The organism is Dietzia massiliensis (assembly GCF_018390595.1).
Classification (GTDB): domain Bacteria; phylum Actinomycetota; class Actinomycetes; order Mycobacteriales; family Mycobacteriaceae; genus Dietzia; species Dietzia massiliensis.
This window is the reverse complement of record NZ_JAHBAV010000018.1, coordinates 19,909-41,519: the sequence shown is the minus strand read 5'-3', so window position 1 is coordinate 41,519 and position 21,611 is coordinate 19,909. Positions and strand designations below refer to the sequence as shown.

Here is a 21,611-nt window from a genome sequence, read left to right as displayed (position 1 = left end):
GTCAGAAGATGGGCTTGCCGCCCGTCACCCCCAACACGGTTCCGGAGACGTAGCTCGCGTCGGAGGGCGAGGCGAGGAAGACGTACGCGCCCGCGCACTCGCCGGGCTGACCGGCGCGGCCGAGCGGGGTGTCGACGCCGAACTCCTCGAGCTTGTCGCCCTCCTGGGTCGCCGGCTGCAGCGGTGTCCAGATGGGCCCCGGGGCGACGGCGTTGACGCGGATTCCGCGTTCGCCCAGCTCGTTCGCCAGGTTCACGGTGAGGTTGTTGAGCGCGGCCTTGGTCGCGGCGTAATCCACCAGCGGCGGGGCGGGCTGGTAGGCCTGGATGGACGTGGTGTTGATGATCGACGAGCCACGCCCGAGGAACTGCAGCGCCTCCTGGCTGGCCCAGATGGTGGCGTAGAGGTTGGTCTTCATCACCCGGTCGAGGTTCTCCGAGTCGATGGTCTCCAGCCCGTCGCCCCGGGCGTGCTGGTAAGCGGCGTTGTTGACCAGTACGTCGAGCCCGCCCAACTGCTCGGCGGCGTCACGGACGACCCCGCGGCACTGCGCCTCGTCCTGTAAGTCCGCCGGCAGCAGGACCGCGCGGCGTCCGGCCTTCTCGATCCACCCGGCCGTCTCCTCGGCGTCCGGCTGCTCGACGGGCAGGTAGGAGATCGCGACGTCCGCTCCCTCGCGGGCGAACGCGATCGCGGCGGCCCGACCGATGCCCGAGTCCCCTCCGGTGATGAGCGCCTTGAGGCCGTCCAGGCGGCCGGAGCCGCGATAACTGTGCTCGCCGTGGTCCGGCTGTGGGTCCATCCGGGAGGTCAGCCCGGGTGGCTCCTGTTCCTGTGCGGGGAATCCGCCGGAGTCGTTGACCATCTGCTGCGCATTGTCTGCGATGTCGCTCGTGGTACCCATGGACCCGACCGTAGCGAAGAGTTCGCGGGGTGCACACCGGTCGGCGCGACCCGCCGCGGTCTCGAGCATCGCCACGGCGTCGGCCTGCGACGAGCCGGTGATCCGCAGGACGTCGACCACGGCCGAGCGGATCTGACCCACGGCCACGACCACCGCCGGCGGACGGCCACCCTCGTACAGTTCGGACGCCACTGCCGCCGCGGAGAGTGCGAGATCGCGCACCTCGTCGTCGTCACCTCCCGAGACCCATCCGCGCAGGGCGGTGACGGCGGCGACCAACCGGTCCAGCGCCTCGAGCAGTTCCGGTTCCACCGGGCGGCCGCGTCGGACGAGGTTGGCGCCCGCGCGGCACAGGGCGCGCCCGGAGGTCAGCAGGAGCACGACGCGCTGACCGAGGAGCGCCCCGGTGTCCAGGGTGCGGCGACGCTCGGCGCGTGCGGCGCGGCCGCCGAGCACGAGTCGCTCGCGCACCGCCGCGGCCGCGTCGTCCAACTCCTGCCGCGCCGTGGCCAGTGACTCCATCTGCTCGAGGCGGGCCTCGGCGCCGGACAGCGATCCCGCCGCCAGGTCACGGCGCAGGTCGGCCAGTACCTGTGCGTACCCGGCCAGGGTGCGGTCGGCGGCCGCCGACAACGTGCGGAAGGTGGACGGGGAGGAGACCGTGGACAGCGCGACCGCGACCAGGCCCCCGATCAGCGCGTCCCCCAGGCGGACCCAGGGGCCGGTGTCGAGGAGGGGGACGAGCGTCATGACGACCACGGCCGCGACCGCGGCCTGGTTGCTGAGCAGCCCGCTGGCCCGGAACGCCACCGCCGCGGACGTCGCGAGCAGGACGGCCACCCCGAGCTGCCACGCGCCGATCCCCAGCAGGCGGGACATCAGATCGGCGGCGGCGATGCCCAGGACGACACCGAACGAGATCTCGACCGCCCGCATCCGCCGCTGCCCGGCCGAGAGGCCGGTCGCCACGACCGCCGCGATCGGTGCGAAGACCGCCTCGGTCGGGCCGAACACCAGACCCGCGAGGAGATACGCCAGACCGGCCGCGACGGAGGCCAGGAGCAGGGTGGGCGCATGACCCCGCAGTCGACCGAACGCGCGGGAGAACACTATCCGGGCAGCCCGGGCACCGCCGTGACGGTCAGTCCGCCGCGGCGGGTGTCGACGTACCGCAGTTGGGCGACCACGGGCGTGTCGGACTCCAGCACAAGACCCAGTGGTCGGCCGAGGGGCACGGCCTCCGGGGCGATGAGGTCGTTGACCCGCAGCTGGCGCACCCGCCGGCCCTCGACCCGGATCTCGTAGGGGCCGACGGGATCGCGGTCCGCGTGGAAGACGGTGAGCCGCACGCAGACCTCCTCGTCGCCGGTGTTGAGCAGGCACAGCTCGTTGCGGCTGGTGTACTCGGGCTCGTGACCCGTCCCGTGCTCGGGGATGAACCCCGCCGGGAAGTACCAGCGGGTGCTGCCGTCGCCCCGCCGCGTCGCGTCGTCGTTGCCGCTCGTCATGCCGTCCCTCCCTTCCGGCCGGAGCCGACACCGAAGAGCTCGCGCAGATGGCCGCTGAGCAGGACGCCGTCAGGATCGAACCGCTCCCGGACCCGGGCGAAGTCCTCCCATTCGGGGTAGAGGCCGGCGAGGTGCTCGGCGGTCCGGGTGTGCTTCTTTCCCCAGTGGGGGCGGCCACCGTGGTCCAGCATCAGTGGTTCCATGTCGCGGAAGTAGTGATCGTGGGGCAGAGAGGCGTTCTGCAGGAGCGCGATGGTCGTGGTGGGCCGCCTGTACGACGGGCTGAGCATGGCACGGTCCGCGGCGACGGTCCGGACGAGCACTCGCCAGCCCACATGCTGCCGGTGGCGTTGCTTGATCCGCTCGCGGGCCTCCCGGAACGCGTACCGCCCCACCTCCAGCGGCAGCATGTACTCCATCTCGTCGAAATGGTGCTCTCGGTGGTTCGGCAGGATCTCGTACGACGGACCGATCTCGTCCTTGCGCAGCTCGCCCGGCGGCAGCAGCTCCGGCTCCTGTCCCGGCGGGTTGAGCATCCTGACCTGGGCGAGGTCGCTGCGCGGATACCAGTAGAAGTCCACGTGGCGGTTCTGCTCGACCAGTTCGTCGAGGTTCTCCAGCACCCAGTCGATGTGCGTCATCCAGTTGGTGCGGTGCAGCTCGTAGGCCGGCAGGACCCGCAGGGTCAGACTCGTGAGAACACCGAGGCCACCCAGCGACACCTGCACGGCGCGCAGCACCTCGTCGTCGTCCTCGTCGCCGGGGCTCCCGCCGTCGTCCGCGGCGTCGACTCCGAACGGCACCTCCTCGCCGGTGCCGTTCACGAGCGTGCCGCCGGCCAGCGTGGACGACAGGTTTCCCAGGCGTACACCGGTTCCGTGGGTACCGGTCCCGATCGCACCGGCGATGGACTGGTAGTCGACATCGCCGAGGTTCTCCATCGCCAGCCCGTGCTCCGCGAGTTCCGCGCCCAGGTCGGCCAGCCCCGTGCCGGGGAGCACCCGGGCGAGCCCGGCCTCGCGGTCCACAGAGAGCACGCCCCGCATGTCGTCCACGGACAGCATCACGTCGTCGGTGGTCATGATGGGCATCGAGGAATGCCCCGAGCCGAGCGGACGGACCGTCGACCCGTCATCGGCGGCGCCGCGGATCGTCTCGACGACCTCGTCGACGGTGGACGCGCGGACCCGACGGCGCGGGGAACAGCTCAGGCTGCCGGACCAGTTGGTGAAGGTCTCCGCCACACCCTGTCACCGCTTCTTCAGGGCGTCTGTGCAGCTCAGCCGCAGTTGCTCGAGCTCACGGCCGTGCTGCTCCGCGCGCTCGACCAGACGTTCCAGCGTCGGCGTGGGCAGGCGCGGGTCGCCGATGTCGAGCAACGTCTTGAACCCGAGCGTCTTGCCGGTCACCGCCAGGGTGAGCGCCTCGAGTTCGACCAGGTCGCTCAGCGGGGACCGCTCCGCGACGCGCCGGTTGGGCTTGAGCTGCCCGAACTTCTCCGCCGCCTTGGCGGGCAGGTCCTTGAGCGCCGAGGGCGAGGTCCCCGCCAACGTCATGAGCTCCTCGAGAGCCTTGACGTCCTCCACGGTCTCGTCCCCGATCCGACCCACGACCTCACGGACGTGCGGGTCGTCGTGATGCTCGGCGACGCGCCGGAACAGATCGATCCCGGCGGCGGCACCGGCGTGGTGGTCCTGCATGTAGGTGTGCAACATCTCGGTGGCCATACCACGACGGTACGAGCTGGGGCGCGCGGGGCAACCGGTCAGGCGTTGGCGCCGGCCTCAGCGCGCGAGCAGCCGTTTGGCGATGTGCGTCACCTGGATCTCGTTGCTGCCCGCGTAGATCATGAGCGACTTGGCGTCCCGCGCGAGCTGCTCGACCCGGTACTCGGCCATGTACCCGTTACCGCCGAAGAGCTGCACGGCCTCCATGGCGACCTCGGTGGCGGCCTCGGAGGAGTACAGCTTCATGGCCGACGCCTCGGCGAGGCTCAGCGGCTTCCCGGCGCGGGCGCGTTCGATGGAGTGGAAGACCATGTTCTGCACGTTCATCCGCGCGATCTCCATCTTCGCCAGCTTGAGCTGGATGAGCTGGAAACGGCCGATCTCCTGGCCCCAGAGCGTCCGCTCGCGCGAGTAGTCGATGCACAGCCGGCGGCACTCGGAGATGATCCCGAGCGCCATGGTGGCCACCCCGATCCGCTCGGCGGTGAAGCTCGACCGCGCCGACTCGCGGCCGTCGCCTCCGTGACCGGACTCGGACTCGCCGAGCAGCCGGTCCCTGCCGAGGCGGACGTTGTCGAAGAACAGCTCCCCGGTCGGGGAACTGTGCAGGCCCATCTTCTTGAACGGAGCACCCTGCGTGAGGCCCTCCATGCCCTTGTCCAGTACGAACGTCAGCACCTTGCGGTCGCGCTTGTCGGCGTCCGTGGCCGGACCCGTGCTGCCCGCTCCACCCGACCCCTCGTCGAGCTTGGCGTAGACGATCATCACGTCCGCGTACGGCCCGTTGGTGATGAAGGTCTTCTGGCCGTTGAGGATGTAGTCCTCGCCGTCGCGCCGCACGTAGGTCCGCATGCCGCCGAAGGCGTCGGAACCGGAGTCCGGCTCGGTGATGGCCCACGACGCGACCTTCTCCATGGTCACGATCCCCGGCAGCCAGCGTTCCTTCTGCGCGAGCGTCCCGCGGGACATGATCGTGGTCGCGCCCAGCCCGAGGCTCACGCCGAGCGCGGAGACCAGCCCCATGCACGCGCCGGCCAGCTCGCTGGTCACCACGGCCATCATGGAGTCCCGGCTGGCGAGGTCGCCGCCGGAATCGCCGCCCTCGTCGTCGTCCCCCCTCCCGCCGTCGCCGCGCGGCGCGTCACCGGAGGTAGCCCCGACGCCGGCTGACCCGCCGCCCGCGGTCCCGCCCCCGGCGGCCGCGCCGACGGTCTCGCGCGCCCGCTCCTTCGCCAGCATCTTCTCGACCCCGTCGCGCGCCATGGCATCGATGCCGAACTCGGCGAACAGCTTCCGGATGATCGGGTACGGCGGGATCTCACCGCTCTCCAGGGCGTCGAGCTGGGGGCGGATCTCCTTGGCGATGAAGCCGCGCACGGCGTCGCGGATCATCAGGTCGGTCTCGGACCACTCGTACATCGGCGTCTCGTCTCCTCGGTGCCCGGGGGTGTGCCGCGTGTCGCTGCAACACGTGTCAGCTCAGTGTGTCGCGACCGGGTCGACGGCCGCGGCCGTTTGCGGCGAATGGCCGGCCCGGCGACGACGGGGTCGGGCACACTCGGGGACATGAGTGCCCTCCAGGACAGTGCATCCCACCGAACCCGCCACCGCCCCGCAGGTCGCGAGCAGCTCGGCCGGATCGGCCTGTGGACCGGCTCGCTCGAGGGACTCACGCCGGCGGCGATCCCCGACGTCCTCGGTGAGCTCGACGACCAGGGCTGGGGCTCGCTGTGGTTCGGCGAGGCCGTCGGCCGGGAGGCGTTCACCGCCGCGCAGCTGTACCTGGGCGCCACGCGCCGGATGGCGATCGGCACCGGCATCGCCAACATCTACGGCCGCGACGCCTCGGCGGCGGGGGCGGCCGCCCGGACGATCGAAGCCATGCACCCGGGCCGGTTCGTCCTGGGTCTCGGCGTCTCGCACGCGCCGCTGGTCGAGCGCCACCGTGGTCACCACTACGGCCGGCCGCTGTCGGCGATGCGTGAGTACCTCGACGCGCTCGACCGGACTCAACCCATGGCGGCGGGCGAGGACACCATGCCGCCGGTCGTGCTCGCCGCGCTCGGCCCCAAGATGCTCGAGTTGTCGCGCGATCGCGCCGCCGGCGCCCACCCGTACCTGACGTTGCCCGAGCACACCGCCCGGGCGCGCGAGATCCTCGGCGGGACCGCCGACGACGGGCCGGCCCTGGTCGTGGAGCACGCCGCGGTGGTGGCCGAGGGGGTCGACGACGACGACGAGGTGTGGCGGTCGCGGGCCCACGATCACCTCAACGTCTATACGGGCCTGCCGAACTATCGGAACTCGTGGACCCGGCAGGGGTTCGACGAGTCGGACTACGTGCGCGGGGGCAGCGATCGGCTCAAGCACGCGATGGTCACCCGCGGGGTCGAGGCGACGCGGGCGCGGGTGCAGGAGCACCTGGACGCAGGGGCCTCGACCGTGCTGGTGCAGGTGCTCGGCGAGAACGTGCTGACGCCGCCGGTCGAGGACTGGCGGATCGCGGCCGAGGGGCTGCTCGGCTGACGCCTGGTCGCCAGACTGCGCGGACCGGAGACGCGTCGGTTGCCAGAGGGGCTTGTCAGTCTCTGTTTTTTCGGAGAGCCGGTTGATCCTCGCCACTGACCGCTGGCGGCGCTCGTAGATCTCCCCAGTACTCCTTAGCAGCAATGTGGTTTGTCGAGTACACCCCAGGGGGACGAGCGCGAGTCCGCCATCGTCGCTGTGTCACAAGGTGGTTTCTAGAGTTATGAAACGCCGTCCCTTCGGGTCTAGTGTGTAGTGGTACAGATTCCGGACGAAAGGCTCTTTCGATGGCTGATCGAATCGGGATGTTGCTCAATCGCTCGGGTGACGGTGGCGAGGAGGTGCTCATCGTCAGCCGCGGGAGCGTGCGTACCAGGTTCCGTCGCCGGGACGAGCTGGACTGGTCAATCCGAGTCGAGTCCACGGACTCGGAGAATATCGTCGAGGGAGAATCGGGGCCGGCCCGGAAGCCGGCTCGCCGGTCCTCGCGGCCTCGTGGGCAGCGGGTGGCGTACGTGCGGGTGTCGGCCGCGGATCAGAATGAGGCGCGTCAGCTCGAGGCGGTTGGGGAGTGCGATCAGGTCTATATAGAAAAGCAGTCCGCACGCTCTCGCGCGGACCGGGTGAAGCTCGCTGAGTGCATCAGGTACCTGCGGGACGGTGACGAGCTCGTCGTTGCATCGATGGACCGACTCGCTCGCTCCCTCGTGGATCTTAAGCAGATCGTTGGCGAGATCACCGCCAAAGGCGCGAGCGTGGAGTTCGTCCACGAACGCGCCACTTACGCCGCCGGCGCCCAGGATCCACGAGCAGACCTGATGCTTTCGCTGCTCGGGGCGTTCGCCGAGTTCGAGCGGGCCATCATCCGTGAACGCCAAGCCGAGGGCATTGCCATCGCCAAAGCGAAAGGCAAATACAGGGGACGCAAACGCGTGCTGACCGACGAACAGATCGGTAAAGCCCGAGCCCGCGTGGAGGCAGGGGAGGGGCCGTCAGCGATCGCTCGAGATCTCGGGGTAGGCCGCTCCACCCTGTATCGCGCCCTCCAGCGCCGCGCACCGTGACAGCGCCGCGCACCGTGACCGCTGATGGTCGGCCCGTTGCGCTGTTCAAGGGCGTGCCGCTTGAGGGGTAGCCGATACTGGACTTGTGACCGAAGTTCATCTGAAGGGTCGATTGGTGTGTCGCGACGAACGCGAAGCCGCTCTTGTCGACACCCACTTGCCATGTCATGTTGAGTTGACGCGAGCTGAGCAGGGCTGCAGGTCATTCTCGGTGACCCGGACCGAGGATCGTCTGGTGTGGGGCGTCGAGGAGGTCTTCGACGACGCCGCTTCGTTCCGCAGGCATCAGGAGCGGGTTCGCGGCAGTGAGTGGGGGATAGTGACAGCAGGTATTGAGCGCGACTACTGCATCACGGGGCTCTGACTCGGCATGACTACTTTCGCCGCAGACAGTGCGGATGCAGTGATTCCGCTGGCCTTTGACGTCGTATGGCTCCTCGCCGGCCTGGTGTGGTTGCTGATCCCGGTCGCGATCGTCGTCGCTGAACGGCGCCGCGCAGCGCCGTGGCCCGAGACGTTCCTATGGTTCATGGTGGCGTTCCTCCTGCCCGTCGTGGGGCTGATCATCTGGGCCCTCCACCGGGCAGTCGACGCCAGGCGGGCGACCTCGCGGTGAGCAGCGCGACGCCGGCTGTCCTGCGTAAGTACGAATCGGCGCTCACTGGCGCGCGGTCGACCGGAGGGGGATTACCGGCGTGACCGGATGGGTGCCATGCGGAGTCGAGGGGCGCATCGCAGCGTTGCTCGAGGCGCGGACCGTGAGCGCGGTTCGAGAACTCTTTCCGCACGGGGTGCGGATCCTGTGTCCGATCACGCTCCGTGCGGGCCGTGACGTGGCCGGTTGGTGTTCATGGCGTGAGGTTGCTGAGTGGGTGGGTGCGCAGTATCCGCCCCGCCGCGGATTGACGGCGATGATCGACAGCGCCACCTCCCCGGAGCAAGCGACGGATGTGGATCGTTTCGTCGGGTGCAGCGCGGGCCCTGCCATCGAGATCGTGCAGCGCTTTTCTCGCACCGCGTCTTGTCAGGAGTGGAAGGCGGCGATCTGGACGGTGTGGGGTGATCCAATCGGAGACCCCGAGGACACGCGCATCATCAAAATCGTGGACGACAGCGCTTATGGCAGCGACTACGACTACCAGCTGGTATCGGCCTCGACCGCCGCTCTTACGGACCCGTTCCTCTACCCCGAACCATCCTTCTTGTGGTCCGACGACGAGACGCTGTTCCTCGAGGTTCAACCGGAGACAGGATGGATTGAGGTCTACTCGACTAGGCCGGATCTGGTCGAGGAGGTGCGAAGCGACATCCAGTGGGAAGTAGTCCCGCTGATCCGCGACCTCCCGCAGTCCTAGCTGTGGCGACGCTGGGATTTTCGCTCGCGGTAGGTGCTGCAGCATGACACCGGGCTGCCAGTCAGTCCTGGCAGAACCCCGCCACTGAGCGCCGCAATCGAGGGGTCTTGCGATGGGGAACTCGTCGGCAGCCACCGACTGACACGCGTACCTGTCCCGATCCCGCACAGTGCGACAACTAGGAGGTACCCGTGGAGGCATTCCTGATTCCGCTACTGCCTCCGGTAGCCCTGTCGCTTGCGATCTGGATTTTCACCGTCTGGGTTTCCTTCAAGGCGACCGGGCGAGGTGCCAGACGAAGTGCAGCCGCTGTCTCTGCAGTGCTGTCGATTTGCGGAGCGATCGCGTTCCTCGGCTTCGCCGGCAGTGACGCCTACAACGACTACCCCGGCTATACCTGCGCCCTTCGCGACGGTCACGTGCCGGACGGCTTTCCTCCCGAACGGCTTCCCCCGCAGGAACAGGTCAGCACATTTCACACCAACCTCAACTGGTCCCATGGGTACGAACTGCTCCCCGCCGGGGTTCGCTGCACCTACTGGACCAGGGACGACCCCCGCGTCAGCATGGTTACCCACAGCCCGTGGTCGTACTCCGTGTGGATCTACGGACTACTGGGCATCGCTCTGATTCAAGCGGTCCGCGTCATCAACCCGGACCTTCTCTCTCGGCGGCGCACCTGGTCTTCGTGAACAAGCACGATGTGTAGCGCGTTGCGACTCACAAACCGAAACTGCGGGTCGACAGTCTCCGTCCCACAACCAAGGAACTGGGACGGCCTACGCAGTTCTTAGGAATCGGGGGCGGGGGAGAGAGAGGAGACGCCCGCCGGTGGAGATGTTGGGGGCACGGCTCTCTTCGAGAAGTGCACGTTGGCGCGGCTACGCTCGGCGCATGTCCGATGCTCCACTTTCCCGAGTCAGCGTCCGGTTCGTGGCCGAGGACGGCCACGTCACGACTCTGGTGGTGGGCGACGCCATCGAGTGGCACCTACGCTTTCAGGCCTGAGGCGGTGCAACTGGCCATCCGACCGGTCACCGGTTCACCTGGATGGGTGCACCCTCAAGTTCCCAGTAGCGCTGAGCGCCTGAGAACGCCAGCTTGCTCCGTTGTTAACGCATACGACTTCTGCGACGATAACCGGGTTGAGACCGTCCCTCCCAGCAAGGAATTGATTATGCGCCGCACCCTTGCCACGCTCGCCGCCGTCACATTGGCCACTGCATCAATGCTTGTCGGTGTGGGACAAGCGAACGCTCAGGACGCCTGGCCCGTTGATCCCGGGCAGGGATCTCCCGTCCGGCCAGTCGACGTGACCAGCTTTGCGCTCACCCCTGACCGTCTGGAGTTCTACAATCCCTTCATCGGCCTGCCGAGAATCATCTCGCCGTTTGGCACGACCACGAAGATCGTGTGTACCGGGTTCCGCGGGTACGACAACTGCTGGCAGGCCGACCAAGCCGGGAACCCACACAAGCTGCGCCCCATTCTGGGCCTTGGATCGTCTACTCCAGCGTCCAACGTCTTCCTGTACCCGGGCATGATCCCCGGACTCTAACGAGATTCACCTCCTTCGTGAACTAATCGTTCAGTTTCGTGTCGTACCCGCATGGCACGGTGGATGTGAACGACGCAAACTGACGTTGCTCACTTCGTCGCCAAGGCGACTTCTCGACACAGGAGGCATGACGATGGCACGACTGGTCAAAGAGCTGACAGGCCCGAACGAAACTGGGCGTTGGGGCGCCTCAGCAACCGATCTCGGGTTCCCGGCGATCACCAACCACGGGTACACGATCACGATCTTCGGCGACACCTTCGTCGACCACGTCGGCGGCAGCGGCTGGAGGTCTCCAGTCGGGTTTCGCCAGTCCAACCCAGACATTGAGAACGGCATCCGGTGGGACAACGCCATCGGCGGCGCCTACGCCAAAGAGATGATCAACTATCAGCACCGCGGAACGGTCCATGCTGGCGAGCTCCCGGACGGCTTCACCAACATTCCGAACGACCTGATCCACCTGCCCGACGGCCGGTACATGATGACAACTTTCGCGATCCGGTCCTGGGATCCGATCTCGCCCGGCGGGAGCTGGGCGACCTTCCACTCGCGCATGTGGACCTCGACCGAAGCCCACGCCGAGAACTGGGAACGCACGTGGGATCTGGAGGTCAATCGCGAGAACTTCGACTTCCCTAACGTGGGGGAGTGGAGTCACTTCCAGAACAACACGATGCTCATGCTCCCCGGCGAACCTTGGGTTTAACATCTACGGCACCAACGAGGGCCGTTGGAACGGCGGCGGCATCCATCTCGTGCGCGTGGACTGGCGCAGCATGTGGAACCGTTCAACCTATGAGTTCTGGGGTCGAGACGGCGGCGGAACATGGGCATGGCGCCGCGGTGGTTTCACGACCCCGATCCTCACCCCCACGGTTCCTAACAACGCCATCGGCGAGCTCTCCGCTCAAGTCATCGACGGACGAGTCGTGCTCTCGTACTGCGACGGCATCCTTGGCGCCGTCACCCGGACCGCTCCTCGCCCGGAAGGCCTATGGACGATGCCCGCCATTCAGGTCACCGGAGTCGAGCAGCCAGCCCTTTACGCGCCGGCGATCCATCCGTACAGCAACTTGGGCCGTGCGCAAATGCTGCTGTCAGCGTGGCCGCAGGTGAATGGCCAGACGCTCTACTACGGCACGAGGCAATGGGAGGTCAGCCTCTTCGGTGGAGGGTCCGGCTCCCTGAGTTCCTCTCCGACGGCGCGGGCAGCGACCGAGAACCTGTCCTCCGAGTCCAGTCACGTGACCGAGGAGTACACGGGGGACCTGGCGCCTGACGTCTCTCAGCTCCCCGTGGCCGAGCAGGTCGCGGTTCTCGCGGACGCAGTCGACGCCGAGGTCGATCATGATTGGCTCCGCTCTGCCTTACAAGGAGAACTCGAGGACGATCGCACAACCCCGGCCGATCACGAAAACTATGACCCGATGACCGCGGAGTAGGCCCTTCTCGAGCGGACTCCTCGGCGGTGCGCCCCTTGGCCCGGGCGTCCCGGGCGGTGTCGCTTTTCCGCAATGTCTGTCGGATCAATTAGTGGCCGCCCAGAACGGGTGCAGTTCTGGGCGGCAGCAATGCCAGCGTTGCGTCCGTCGTCACCGCACTCAGATCCACAGCATCCGGGAACAGGAAACGTTACGTGTTTCCGGCGTTCCCCGACCCAAGTCCGAACGGATGGGGGAGTCGCCGTCGGCGAGCACGCTCCAGCCGCCACGCAGCCAACCAAGTAGGGGAGCCGTTATTCCTCGGGCTCCTGCGCTGGCGCCGCGACGTCGTTGGCCTCGCGGGCTTCGCCCTGAACGGCCACGGCGCATACCCAGACGCCCTCGCCGAACTGCCCACCAACTGCCCTGAATAGCGTACACAGAACGGTTAACTATCTGTCCACCCTAAACCAGTAGGTGCCGTCCACGATTTCTGAATTTGCCAAGTTGATGCCCGGCTCTCCAATTGTGAAAGCTGCAAGTTCGCTTGCATACCTCGCTAAGTGGTCGGTGTGCGCCTTGATAACGGAGGCGTCAATTCGAAGAGCAATAGCAAATTTCAATTCGCCAAAACTATATTTGATCCATGCGCTGCCATCGCCAAGTACTCCAGCGTCGCGTACGCCTACGCACCAGCATTCGGTTAATGTGTTAGTGCGAATCTCGTTCAGCAAGTAACAAAGGAAGCGCGACGGCATATCTCGGTTGGCGTCGTCGCAGTACCGCGACTGCAATTCGCGATGGCATTGGGTGATGAATGGAAAAGCCCGCGAGTGCTCATTTTCTGAAAACGTGTCAGTCCAGTGGTTCTCGGTTGGCCCGTCTTGGTTCATAACTTTGCCGCTCTAATGTAATGGTAACTTTAGGATTCAATATCTGTCGCACAAAAGCGTAACCTGGGCAACGCCGGTGTCGGGGCATCGCTCAACTGCGATGCCCCGACGGGTTACCTAGTTAGTTGTACGGTGGCGGAGTATCGTCAGGATGTGGAGGGACTGCGTAGCCTACCCAAATCGGACACAGTTGGTCGCTAGGCGGCGTATTCTCACAGTAGATACTGAGATTGCCTAGCATCTCGCTGCCAGGCGGGGTGTTCTGGGTGGTTGATCGCACTTCGATAGAGCGAACCCGCTTACTTTCCCATTGACTGCAATCGACGGGAATTGAGTTAATGACACGACATGTCAAGCGGTCGAACCAGTTTGTGAATACTCCAGCGGTGGGATTCGACTGAGACTCGTTACAGCCCCCCGCGTTTCCTACCGTCGCCTTCCATATGTTTCTGTTCCATACCCAGTGCTTACCCCGTGCCTTATCGTAGCCAAACGGTTGGTCTCCCGTTGCCCCATCGAACCAGTACCCTCGTCGGAGAATACTGGATGAGTATGTTCCACCTTGGGGCGTTTTCCGGCCCTTCCGGATTCAGAGTGCATTGATCCGATCCCGCAGCTGTCCGGAGTGAATCAGTGACCGCAAGATGTAGTGCTTGAGGTTCCGGAAGCCCAGGGCGATTCCGCGGAGGTGTTCGAGCCTGCCGTTGATGGCCTCGACGGGGCCGTTGGAGGCGCCCACGTCGAAGTAGGCGAGGATCTCGCGGCGGCGCTTCCACAGCGACCGGCCCAGCTGGGCGAGCTCGGGCAGCTCCTTGGGCACCCCGGCCCGGATCGAGCGCAGGAGCTTGTACATCGCGATCTTGCCCTCCCGCCTGCCCGAGGCCTCGTAGGCGGCGATGAGTCGCTGGTAGACGCCGTAGGTGACCTCCACCGCCGCGTGCGCGTCATTGGCGGTGAACGCCTTGAACAAGCGGACCTTCTGCTTGTCGGTCAGCAGCTCGGCCCGGGTGTTCAACGTCCTGCGGATGCCGTACAGAGGATCGCCGGTCCGTCCCCGGTGCCCGGTGGTGGCCTGCTGGATCCGTTGGCGGCACACGGTGAGCTTGGCGGCGGCAAGATGCACGACGTGGAACGGGTCCATCACCGTGCGTGCTGCGGGCACGGCCTTGGCTGCGGCGGAGTGGTAGCCGGCGAACCCGTCCATCGTGACCACCTTGACTCGATCTCGAAACACCTGGTCGCGGGCGTCGAGCCACTCGGTGAGCACCTTCGCCGAACGCCCCGGGACCATGTCCAACAGGCGAGACGGGCCGGTGCCGTCCACGACCGGGGTCAGGTCCACCAGCACGGTGACGAATGAGCTGCTGCCGTCACCGCGCACGTGCTTCCATTTGTGCTCATCGACCCCGAGGACACGGACGCCGTCGAAGTGGCCGGGCTGGTCGTAGACCATGGCGCGGGTCTCGGAGACCGCCAGGTCGTTGACCAGATCCCAGCCCAGCCCGAGGGCCTTCGCGACGGCGGCCACGCTGGTGCGGTCGATCGCCAGGCGCTGCAGAATCCAGCGGCTGCACCGGCGGGTGGTCTTGGCCCGCGGCTCAGCCAACGCCGGCATCCGCTGCTGGAAGATGCGCGTCTCGCATTCGATGTTGTCGCAGGTGAAGCGCCGTACTCGCACATGCAGCCTGGTGGGATGCCCGACGATCGGCAGATCGGTCACCTTCCGCTGGACGTGGTCCCGCAAACGGCCCGCCATCCCGCACTCGGCGCAGACCGGGTCGAGTGTGACCGGGGCGCAGAACAGGTGCGTGAACTCGTCGGCCACCGCGGCGTCGGTGATCGTCACCCCGAGCTCGACGGTGCGGCAGATGGTGTCGGCAAGCAGGCTGGCGGTAGCGTTCAAAGCGGGTCCTGGGTGGTTCTGGGTGCAGGTGTAGGAACCGCAATCCTCACACCCCCAGGACCCCTACATCTTGTGCCTCACCGCATCACCGCAGCATCCCCGCTACGCACTCCGGATCCGGAAGAGCCCGTTTTCCAAGTGTCACACCTAGCAATTCGGCTCGTGGCCATTTGCTCTCCCGTGCCAGGCACGACTGAGCAAGAACAATGCGTACACCGATGGCCGAGACCCACCCGAACTTATCGACGGTTCGTGCTAACATCGCTCTATGGCGATCAATTATGGGGTGCCCGATTCAGTGACGTTCGAGGATCGAAACACCTATGCAGCGTTGTTCCATGCTCTGGCAGAACCAACTCGACTGGCGTTGTTGGAGCATCTGGTCAGTGGTGAGCATCGGGTTCGGGATCTGGTCGATCACATGCATCTGGCACAGTCCACGGTGAGCAAGCACCTGGCTTGCCTGCGGGATTGCGGGTTAGTCAGAATGCGGATCGAGGGGCGCTCCTCGTGGTTCTCGCTGGCTGAGCCGGCCCGGCTGGCGGACCTGGTAGAAGCCGCCGATGCGCTATTGAGTGCGTCCGGGGTGTCGCCGTCGCTGCGCGATCACCAGGACCACCCCGACCTTGACCTCGGGCAGGAGTGAGTCGAGATGGGGCATAGCCACGGTCACGACCATGGAAGTACTTCTCCCCAGGCCGATCGCGGGACGCGTCGTCGGCTGCTGATCGCGTTCTGCATCACCGCGATCATCGTGGTGGCCCAAGCGGTGGGCAGCGTGGTCACTGGCAGTCTCGCGTTGTTGACCGACACCGCTCATGCATTGGCTGATGCGTCGGGATTGTTGGTTGCGGTCATAGCCGCGACGATGATGCTGCGTCCACCGAGCAGTAAACGGACCTGGGGATTCGCCCGGATCGAAGTCATCGCCGCACTAGGGCAAGCTGTCCTGCTGATCGTCGTCGGTAGCTATGCCGCGATCGAAGGCGTCCGCAGACTCTTCGAGCCGGCGGACGTGCCCGGTACCGAACTGCTGGTGTTCGGCGTGATCGGCCTGATCGCCAATATCGCCGCCATTGTGGTGCTGGCCTCCAGGCGAGGCGACAACTTCAACATGCGGGCGGCATTTCTGGAGGTGCTCAACGACGCTTTGGGGTCGGTGGGGGTGATCGTTGCGGCGATCGTCATCAACACCACCGGTTTCCAGCGAGCCGACACCATTGCCGCGCTGTTCATCGCCGCCTTGATCATCCCGCGCGCGTTCACGCTTCTGCGGCAGACGGTTCGGGTGCTGATGGAGTACGCGCCTACGGGGCTCGATCTGGATGAGGTTCGGGATCACATACTGGAGCTGGACCATGTTCGGGACGTGCACGACTTGCACGCATCCATGATTGGGACCGGCCTGCCGGTCATCTCCGCGCATGTCGTGATCGATGATCAGTGCTTCGAATCCGGTCACGCCCCGCAGATCCTGGAGGAGATCCTCACCTGCGTCAAGGAGCATTTCCCCGTCTCCATTGACCATGCCACCATTCAACTGGAGACCGCCGCCGTGCGTGACCGTGAATCTCCCGCAGTCCGACACGCTTGACCCGCTACGAGCCGGAGATGAACGGTTCACATTTCTGCACGATGGGTAGTGCGGGTCCGGCCAGCGGACTTGCTCGGCGCGGCGGCAGGAAAGGGATCGGCGGGCGCGGAGACGGCCACCAATGCGGGTGAAGGTACGACCCTGAAGGCCTCGGCAGGCTGGCCGACCCACGCGATCACCGCCCGAACCCGAGACTGTCTGATCAGCTGAGGCCCGGAGTCCGAGAGAGCGGCGGCCGAGTGGGCGCATGCGAGCAGGCCCGGTAGTCCGCCGGCAGGTGGACGGCCCGCATGAAACGTCGCCGGTCACGGGGGTGCGCAGAGCAGGCGCGAATCGGACCCCGGGATACCCGCTTCCTACGATAGGGATCATGTCGCCGTCGTCGAAGGCACCCTCGTCCAAAGCTTCCGCCACCGCCAGACCGCTGCGTACCCGCGGTGTGGTGCCGGTCGTGGTGCTGCTCGCGGTCGTGGCGGCAGGTGTGGTGGTCCCGCTCTCGCGAATGTCCACGGACCTGGCACTCGAGCTCCTCGGCGTCCCGAACCCGGGCCTGCTCACCACCGCCGGGCTCCCGGCGGTCCGCGCGATCGCCGAGCTGCTGGCATCGGTGGCGGTGGGAATGGCGCTGTTCGCCGCGTTCTTCACCCCGCCGCAGAAAGACAAGACCCTCGACGTGGACGGCTACCGCGCACAGCAGATCTCCTCGTGGATCAACATCGCGTGGGCGATCGCGGCGGCCCTGCTCATCCCGCTGACCCTGTCGGATGTGTCCGGGCGCACGCTCTGGCAGTCCCTGCCGCCGGACCAGTGGATCGTGGCGATCACTCAGATCGAGGTGGCGTCCTCGTGGCGCTGGGCCGCGATCATTGCACTGGTCGCCGGGATCGGGCAGCGGCTCACCGTGAGCTGGCGCTGGTCGGTCATCTGGCTGGGGGTCACGGTGCTCTCGCTCCTGCCCGTTGCCGCGACGGGCCACGCCTCGGGCGGCACCGCCCACGACATCGCCGCCAACTCGCTGATCATCCACCTGTTCGCTGCCGCGTTCTACGTCGGTGGGCTCGTCGCGGTGATCGCCCACGCGATGCGTGGCGGGGGCCGGGTAGCGCTTTCATTGCGCCGCTATTCGGTGGTGGCCACGGTGGCGATCGTCGCGCTCGGGCTGACCGGGATCATCAACGGGCTGGTCCGTCTGCACCCCGCCGACCTGTTGTCTTCGACCTACGGGCTGCTGATTGTGGCCAAAGCGTTGTGCCTGGCACTGTTGGCGGTGTTCGGGCTGGCGGTGCGCCGGCGCATCATCAACCGCATCGAGGGAACGTCGGCCAACGCCCCGGTGGACCGCGGCACGCTGCTGCGCATCGGACTGGTCGAAACGGTGATCATGGCGGGCACCCTGGGTCTGTCAGTCTCGCTCGGCCGCACCCCACCACCGGCACCGCTCTACGTGCCCACCCGGCAGGAGTCGCTGCTGGGTTTTGAGTTGCCGGGGCCGTTCTCCTTCGAGACAGTGTTCGGTCTGTGGCGCTTCGACCTGGTGCTGGGTCTGGCCTCGGTGATCCTGCTCGGGCTCTACGTGTGGGGGCTGATCACCCTGCGCCGACGCGGCGACTCCTGGCCGGTGGGACGAACCGTGGCGTGGGTGCTCGGGTGCGTGCTGCTGTTCCTGACCACCAGCTCCGGCATGGGGATGTACATGATGGCCGACTTCGCCAGCCACATGGTCGGGCACATGCTCATCTCGATGCTCGTTCCGGTCCTGCTCGCCCTAGGCGGGCCGCTGACACTGGCACTGCGGGCGCTCCCGGCGGCGGGCCGCGCCAACCCGCCGGGACCACGCGAGTGGATCGTGGAGTTCATCAACAACCCGCTCTCCCGATTCCTCACCCACCCGATCGTCGCCTCGGTGCAGTTCGTGGCCGGGTTCTACCTGATCTACTTCGGAGGGTTCTACGAGACGCTGGCCTCCGAGCACCTGGGCCACATGTTCATGAACGTGCACTTCCTCATCAGCGGCTACCTGTTCTACTGGGTGATCATCGGCGTGGACGCGGCGCCGCGGCACTTCTCGCCCTTCTACAAGCTCATGGTGCTGCTCGGTTCGCTACCGTTCCACGCCTTCTTCGGCATCATGCTCATGAACTACAAGACCGTGCTGGCCGAGAGCTGGTACTCGGGGATCGGGCTGCCCTGGGTCCCGGATCTGCTGCAGAGCCAGCAGGTCGGCGGCGGGGTGGCGTGGGCGGCGGGGGAGATCCCGCTGTTCATCGTCATGCTCGCCCTGGCCTGGCAGTGGTTCCAGACGGACATGCGTGAGGCGCGGAGGGGGGAGCGGCAGGCCGAGCGGGACGACGACGCCGAGCTCAAGGCCTATAACGACATGCTCCGCGAAATGTCCCAGACCGACCGGAAGTAGGGGACAAGCGGACCCTCGTCGTCGAGGATGGTTCCCTCACACCCCCTTGTTCGTCCCCCAGGCACGTCGGCGATAGGAGCGAGCCCATGAACGAGATGGCCGCCCGCCGCAACATCCCCAACCCCACCAACCGGCGGGTGCGACAACCCGGTGGTCTCCACCTCAGTGGCGAGCAACCCCGCTACCAGGACCACGACACCGATCACGGCGAGGGGAAACAGAGAATGGGCGACGAACTGAGTCACAGCGCACGTAATCAGGCCGAGTTCACACGCTCGCACTGGCGGGCGATGCGAGAATTCGTGCTCGTCGGCCTCACCGCCATCATCGCGGGCGGCCTTGTCGCCGCGGTCACCGGTCCCACCGGTTTCGATGAGGGTTCCTGGGTGGCGGCCTACCTGGTGCTAGGGCGTGTCTCCCATAGCTGAGCGGTGACCCGCGAGACCGTGGCCGTATGGGTCAGACGAAGTCACGATTTCGCCAGTTCACCGACGAGCAGTGGGAGCGGATAGAGCCCCTGCTGCCCTCCAATGAAGGGCGGCAGGGGCATCCGTTTCGCGACAATCGCAAGGTCGTCGAGGGGATCATCTACCGCTACCGCGCCGGTATTCCCTGGCGGGACCTACCTCGCGAGGAGTTCGGTGCGTGGCAGACCGTGTGGAAGCGTCACGCCCGCTACGCCCGGGACGGGACCTGGGATCGCATCCTGCACGTGATCCTGGCCGATGCCGACGCAGCCGGAAAGATCGACTGGAACGTCTCGGTCGACGCCACCATCTGCCGCGCTCATCAGCACGGCACAAATACAACGCGCCCTGAGCAGGACACAGGGGGCAGGGTCGAATCACAAGAACCGGCCCTTCCGGGACTGTGAACCCGCAGGTCATGGCATCGGTCGCTCGCGAGGAGGGCTGACCACCAAGATTCACAGTGCCGTCGACGGCCGCGGCCGACCGCTGGCGAACGTGATCACCGGTGGGCAACGAAACGACGGCGCGATGCTGGCCGAAGTCCTGGCCGACATCCACGTCCCACGCCACGGCAAGGGCCGACCCCGCACCCGCCCCGACGCGGTGATCGCAGACAAGGCCTACTCGTCTGGCACGATCCGACGCCAGCTCCGCAGTCGCGGTATCGCCGCTGTCATCCCGGAGAAAAGCGACACCATCGCCGCTCGCGAACGCCGCGGCAGCCGCGGTGGCCGACCCCCGAAACTCGACACTGACCTCTACAAAGACCGAAACGTCGTCGAGCGTTCCTTCGCACTGGCCAAGCAATGGCGAGCGCTGGCCACCCGCTACGACAAACTCGCGATCACTTACCGCGCCGCCGTCACCCTCTGCGCAATTCTCACCTGGCTACGCCGATTGGGAGACACACCCTAGTTGCGGGGGTGGCCCAGGTAGGGCTGGGCGTCGGACAGGCACTGCTTACTGGCGGCACACTGTTCGGTCGCCTGCGTGTTGTCCAGCTTCTCGCCTACAACTTGGCCAACAGTGCGGTACTCGGTGGCACCCTGACCGGCTCCGTGATCGTGGTGGCCGCGGGCGGTGTGCTGTTGCTGATATCGCTCACGTTGTTCCTGGCCACTGTGCGTCACGCGCGCCCGCGTACGTGGTATCTCGTGCTCTACCGGATTGTCATTGCCAGCCTCGCAGTGAGTGTGCCGGTGGGCGTCGTCTTGTCAGTTGTTCGTCACAGCTAAAAGCCCAGTACCACCGGGGGAGACCGGGAGAGCAGTCCCTTGTCGGCCAGTCTGCGCTGTCAGAGTTCCGGTGTCATAGGGCGCTGCTGTTTGACCCCGAGTTGACCACGATGCCCCGTTCTGCCAGCCACGCCGAGGGATCGACAGCCCGCGAGCCGCCGTCGGCCCAAACCTCGAAGTGCACGTGTGGGCCGGTAGAAAAGCCGCGGTTGCCCATCACGCCAATCTGCTGACCAGCGACGACAGTGTCACCGACCTGAACTGTATTGCTCTCATTGTGGCCGTAGACGGTCATGAAACCGTCCGGCGACATGATCCGGATCCAGTTGCCGTACCCGGAGGCGGGGCCTGAATCGATGACGATTCCGTCGGTCGCGGCGAAGAGCGGCGTGCCGATGGCGTTGGCGACATCGAGACCTGAATGGGACGTTCCCCACCGGGGGCCGAAGGAGGACGTTGAGATGCCCACTGCCGGGAGGGCCACAGTGGGGCGCCGCGCCTGCTCCTCGGCAATCTCACGCTCGTAGTTGAGTTCGGTGCCGCTTTGCAAACTGCCGACGAATGCCGCGGAGGTGGGTCCTGGCTCGCCTGCCACGTTCGTGTCATCGGAGGTGAGGGGGAGCGGAGCCGAGGGGGTCGCGGCCTGGGCATCTTTGGAGTGCGCGTCATCAGTGCTACCGGCCGGGGGCTCGTCGGTCGCGAGAAGAACGATCCGCTGATCACTGACGGGAGCCGCTGCCGCAATAGAGGCACCCGCGGCCAGGGCCACGACCGCGGCGATACTGCGGTGGTTATTCGGTGAAACCCGGCGATGGGCTCCCCGGCGCCGCCGCGGGGAGCTGGTCGACTGAGAGGCGTGCTTCGGTCCTGCTCGCTTCTCCACTGCGCTACCGACTCCCGTCGTCGTCTAACCGTAATCGTTTCGTGACCTGACCCCGGTTAAAGGTAGTGGCTGACCAACCGGGTCGCAAGGCAGATGCACGGCCGAGACGACCGTCACAGAGAGGACCAGTGAGGTGACAGCTCCGCCAGGGTTA

The 21,611-nt window shown here is 66.3% G+C and carries 21 protein-coding genes and 2 pseudogenes; 15 read left to right on the top strand and 8 right to left on the bottom strand.

Going from position 1 to position 21,611, the window contains the following annotated elements:
• Position 1: 1 nt before the first annotated feature.
• The 6 genes and pseudogenes from KHA85_RS19440 to KHA85_RS07165 all read right to left on the bottom strand — a co-directional run bounded on the left by KHA85_RS19440 (position 2) and on the right by KHA85_RS07165 (position 5,558).
• Positions 2 to 865, bottom strand: coding sequence for an SDR family oxidoreductase (locus KHA85_RS19440; protein ID WP_236885332.1), 864 nt, complete (start codon positions 863 to 865; stop codon positions 2 to 4).
• Positions 866 to 1,585: 720 nt separating this feature from the next.
• Positions 1,586 to 2,014 (bottom strand): annotated as a pseudogene (locus tag KHA85_RS19435) (FUSC family protein); the annotation flags it as partial.
• Complete coding sequence (locus tag KHA85_RS07180) at positions 2,014 to 2,412, bottom strand: sensory rhodopsin transducer (RefSeq protein WP_213185287.1); 399 nt, start codon at positions 2,410 to 2,412, stop codon at positions 2,014 to 2,016. The pseudogene KHA85_RS19435 and the gene KHA85_RS07180, both read right to left, overlap by 1 nt.
• Entirely contained in the window at positions 2,409 to 3,656 is a 1,248-nt protein-coding gene (locus tag KHA85_RS07175; protein WP_213185286.1) for a D-arabinono-1,4-lactone oxidase, read from the bottom strand. The genes KHA85_RS07180 and KHA85_RS07175 overlap by 4 nt, the downstream gene beginning before the upstream one ends.
• A gap of 6 nt (positions 3,657 to 3,662) precedes the next feature.
• Positions 3,663 to 4,139, bottom strand: a complete 477-nt coding sequence (locus KHA85_RS07170) for a hypothetical protein (RefSeq protein WP_213185285.1) — start codon at positions 4,137 to 4,139, stop codon at positions 3,663 to 3,665.
• A 57-nt stretch (positions 4,140 to 4,196) separates the two neighbouring features.
• A complete protein-coding gene (locus tag KHA85_RS07165; protein WP_213185284.1) occupies positions 4,197 to 5,558 on the bottom strand; it encodes an acyl-CoA dehydrogenase family protein in 1,362 nt (453 codons plus the stop codon).
• Positions 5,559 to 5,705: 147 nt separating this feature from the next.
• Between KHA85_RS07165 and KHA85_RS07160 the strand changes: the two genes are divergently transcribed.
• The 9 genes from KHA85_RS07160 (at position 5,706) to KHA85_RS18260 (ending at position 12,087) form a co-directional block, all read left to right on the top strand.
• Positions 5,706 to 6,665, top strand: a complete 960-nt coding sequence (locus KHA85_RS07160) for a TIGR03620 family F420-dependent LLM class oxidoreductase (protein WP_213185283.1) — start codon at positions 5,706 to 5,708, stop codon at positions 6,663 to 6,665.
• A gap of 287 nt (positions 6,666 to 6,952) precedes the next feature.
• Positions 6,953 to 7,729 (top strand): recombinase family protein, encoded by a 777-nt coding sequence (locus KHA85_RS07155; RefSeq protein WP_082923922.1) that lies wholly within the window; start codon positions 6,953 to 6,955, stop codon positions 7,727 to 7,729.
• A gap of 85 nt (positions 7,730 to 7,814) precedes the next feature.
• Positions 7,815 to 8,093 (top strand): putative quinol monooxygenase, encoded by a 279-nt coding sequence (locus tag KHA85_RS07150; RefSeq protein WP_082923921.1) that lies wholly within the window; start codon positions 7,815 to 7,817, stop codon positions 8,091 to 8,093.
• A 6-nt stretch (positions 8,094 to 8,099) separates the two neighbouring features.
• Positions 8,100 to 8,345: a hypothetical protein gene (locus KHA85_RS07145; RefSeq protein ID WP_156523582.1), complete on the top strand. Its 246-nt coding sequence runs from the start codon at positions 8,100 to 8,102 to the stop codon at positions 8,343 to 8,345.
• A gap of 79 nt (positions 8,346 to 8,424) precedes the next feature.
• Positions 8,425 to 9,084, top strand: a complete 660-nt coding sequence (locus KHA85_RS07140; protein WP_156523581.1) for a hypothetical protein — start codon at positions 8,425 to 8,427, stop codon at positions 9,082 to 9,084.
• Positions 9,085 to 9,275: 191 nt separating this feature from the next.
• A complete protein-coding gene (locus KHA85_RS07135; RefSeq protein WP_213185282.1) occupies positions 9,276 to 9,776 on the top strand; it encodes a hypothetical protein in 501 nt (166 codons plus the stop codon).
• Between the two features lie 485 nt (positions 9,777 to 10,261).
• Positions 10,262 to 10,642: a hypothetical protein gene (locus KHA85_RS07130; RefSeq protein WP_017838560.1), complete on the top strand. Its 381-nt coding sequence runs from the start codon at positions 10,262 to 10,264 to the stop codon at positions 10,640 to 10,642.
• Between the two features lie 133 nt (positions 10,643 to 10,775).
• Entirely contained in the window at positions 10,776 to 11,351 is a 576-nt protein-coding gene (locus KHA85_RS18265) for a DUF4185 domain-containing protein (protein ID WP_213185281.1), read from the top strand.
• Positions 11,248 to 12,087, top strand: coding sequence for a DUF4185 domain-containing protein (locus KHA85_RS18260; RefSeq protein ID WP_213185301.1), 840 nt, complete (start codon positions 11,248 to 11,250; stop codon positions 12,085 to 12,087). Before KHA85_RS18265 ends, KHA85_RS18260 begins: the two co-directional genes overlap by 104 nt.
• A gap of 1,461 nt (positions 12,088 to 13,548) precedes the next feature.
• Here the strand turns inward: KHA85_RS18260 and KHA85_RS07115 are convergent.
• Positions 13,549 to 14,862, bottom strand: coding sequence for an ISL3 family transposase (locus tag KHA85_RS07115; protein ID WP_213185280.1), 1,314 nt, complete (start codon positions 14,860 to 14,862; stop codon positions 13,549 to 13,551).
• A gap of 268 nt (positions 14,863 to 15,130) precedes the next feature.
• On the opposite strand from KHA85_RS07115, the gene KHA85_RS07110 reads away from it, so the two are divergent.
• The 6 genes and pseudogenes from KHA85_RS07110 to KHA85_RS07085 all read left to right on the top strand — a co-directional run bounded on the left by KHA85_RS07110 (position 15,131) and on the right by KHA85_RS07085 (position 20,574).
• The gene (locus KHA85_RS07110; protein WP_042330374.1) at positions 15,131 to 15,508 is read left to right on the top strand and encodes an ArsR/SmtB family transcription factor; all 378 of its coding nucleotides are present in this window, start codon (positions 15,131 to 15,133) and stop codon (positions 15,506 to 15,508) included.
• A 6-nt stretch (positions 15,509 to 15,514) separates the two neighbouring features.
• Entirely contained in the window at positions 15,515 to 16,456 is a 942-nt protein-coding gene (locus KHA85_RS07105; protein ID WP_017838579.1) for a cation diffusion facilitator family transporter, read from the top strand.
• 370 nt (positions 16,457 to 16,826) lie between these two features.
• The gene (locus tag KHA85_RS07100; RefSeq protein ID WP_213185279.1) at positions 16,827 to 18,869 is read left to right on the top strand and encodes a bifunctional copper resistance protein CopD/cytochrome c oxidase assembly protein; all 2,043 of its coding nucleotides are present in this window, start codon (positions 16,827 to 16,829) and stop codon (positions 18,867 to 18,869) included.
• Positions 18,870 to 18,955: 86 nt separating this feature from the next.
• Positions 18,956 to 19,297, top strand: coding sequence for a hypothetical protein (locus KHA85_RS07095; RefSeq protein ID WP_213185278.1), 342 nt, complete (start codon positions 18,956 to 18,958; stop codon positions 19,295 to 19,297).
• Positions 19,298 to 19,323: 26 nt separating this feature from the next.
• Positions 19,324 to 20,254, top strand: a pseudogene (locus KHA85_RS07090) (IS5 family transposase).
• Between the two features lie 8 nt (positions 20,255 to 20,262).
• Complete coding sequence (locus tag KHA85_RS07085) at positions 20,263 to 20,574, top strand: hypothetical protein (RefSeq protein ID WP_063973418.1); 312 nt, start codon at positions 20,263 to 20,265, stop codon at positions 20,572 to 20,574.
• Between the two features lie 73 nt (positions 20,575 to 20,647).
• On the opposite strand, the gene KHA85_RS07080 is transcribed toward KHA85_RS07085, so the two are convergent.
• Positions 20,648 to 21,343 carry a M23 family metallopeptidase gene (locus KHA85_RS07080; RefSeq protein WP_213185277.1) on the bottom strand — a complete coding sequence of 232 codons (696 nt, stop codon included), beginning with the start codon at positions 21,341 to 21,343 and terminating at the stop codon, positions 20,648 to 20,650.
• Positions 21,344 to 21,611 lie beyond the last annotated feature (268 nt).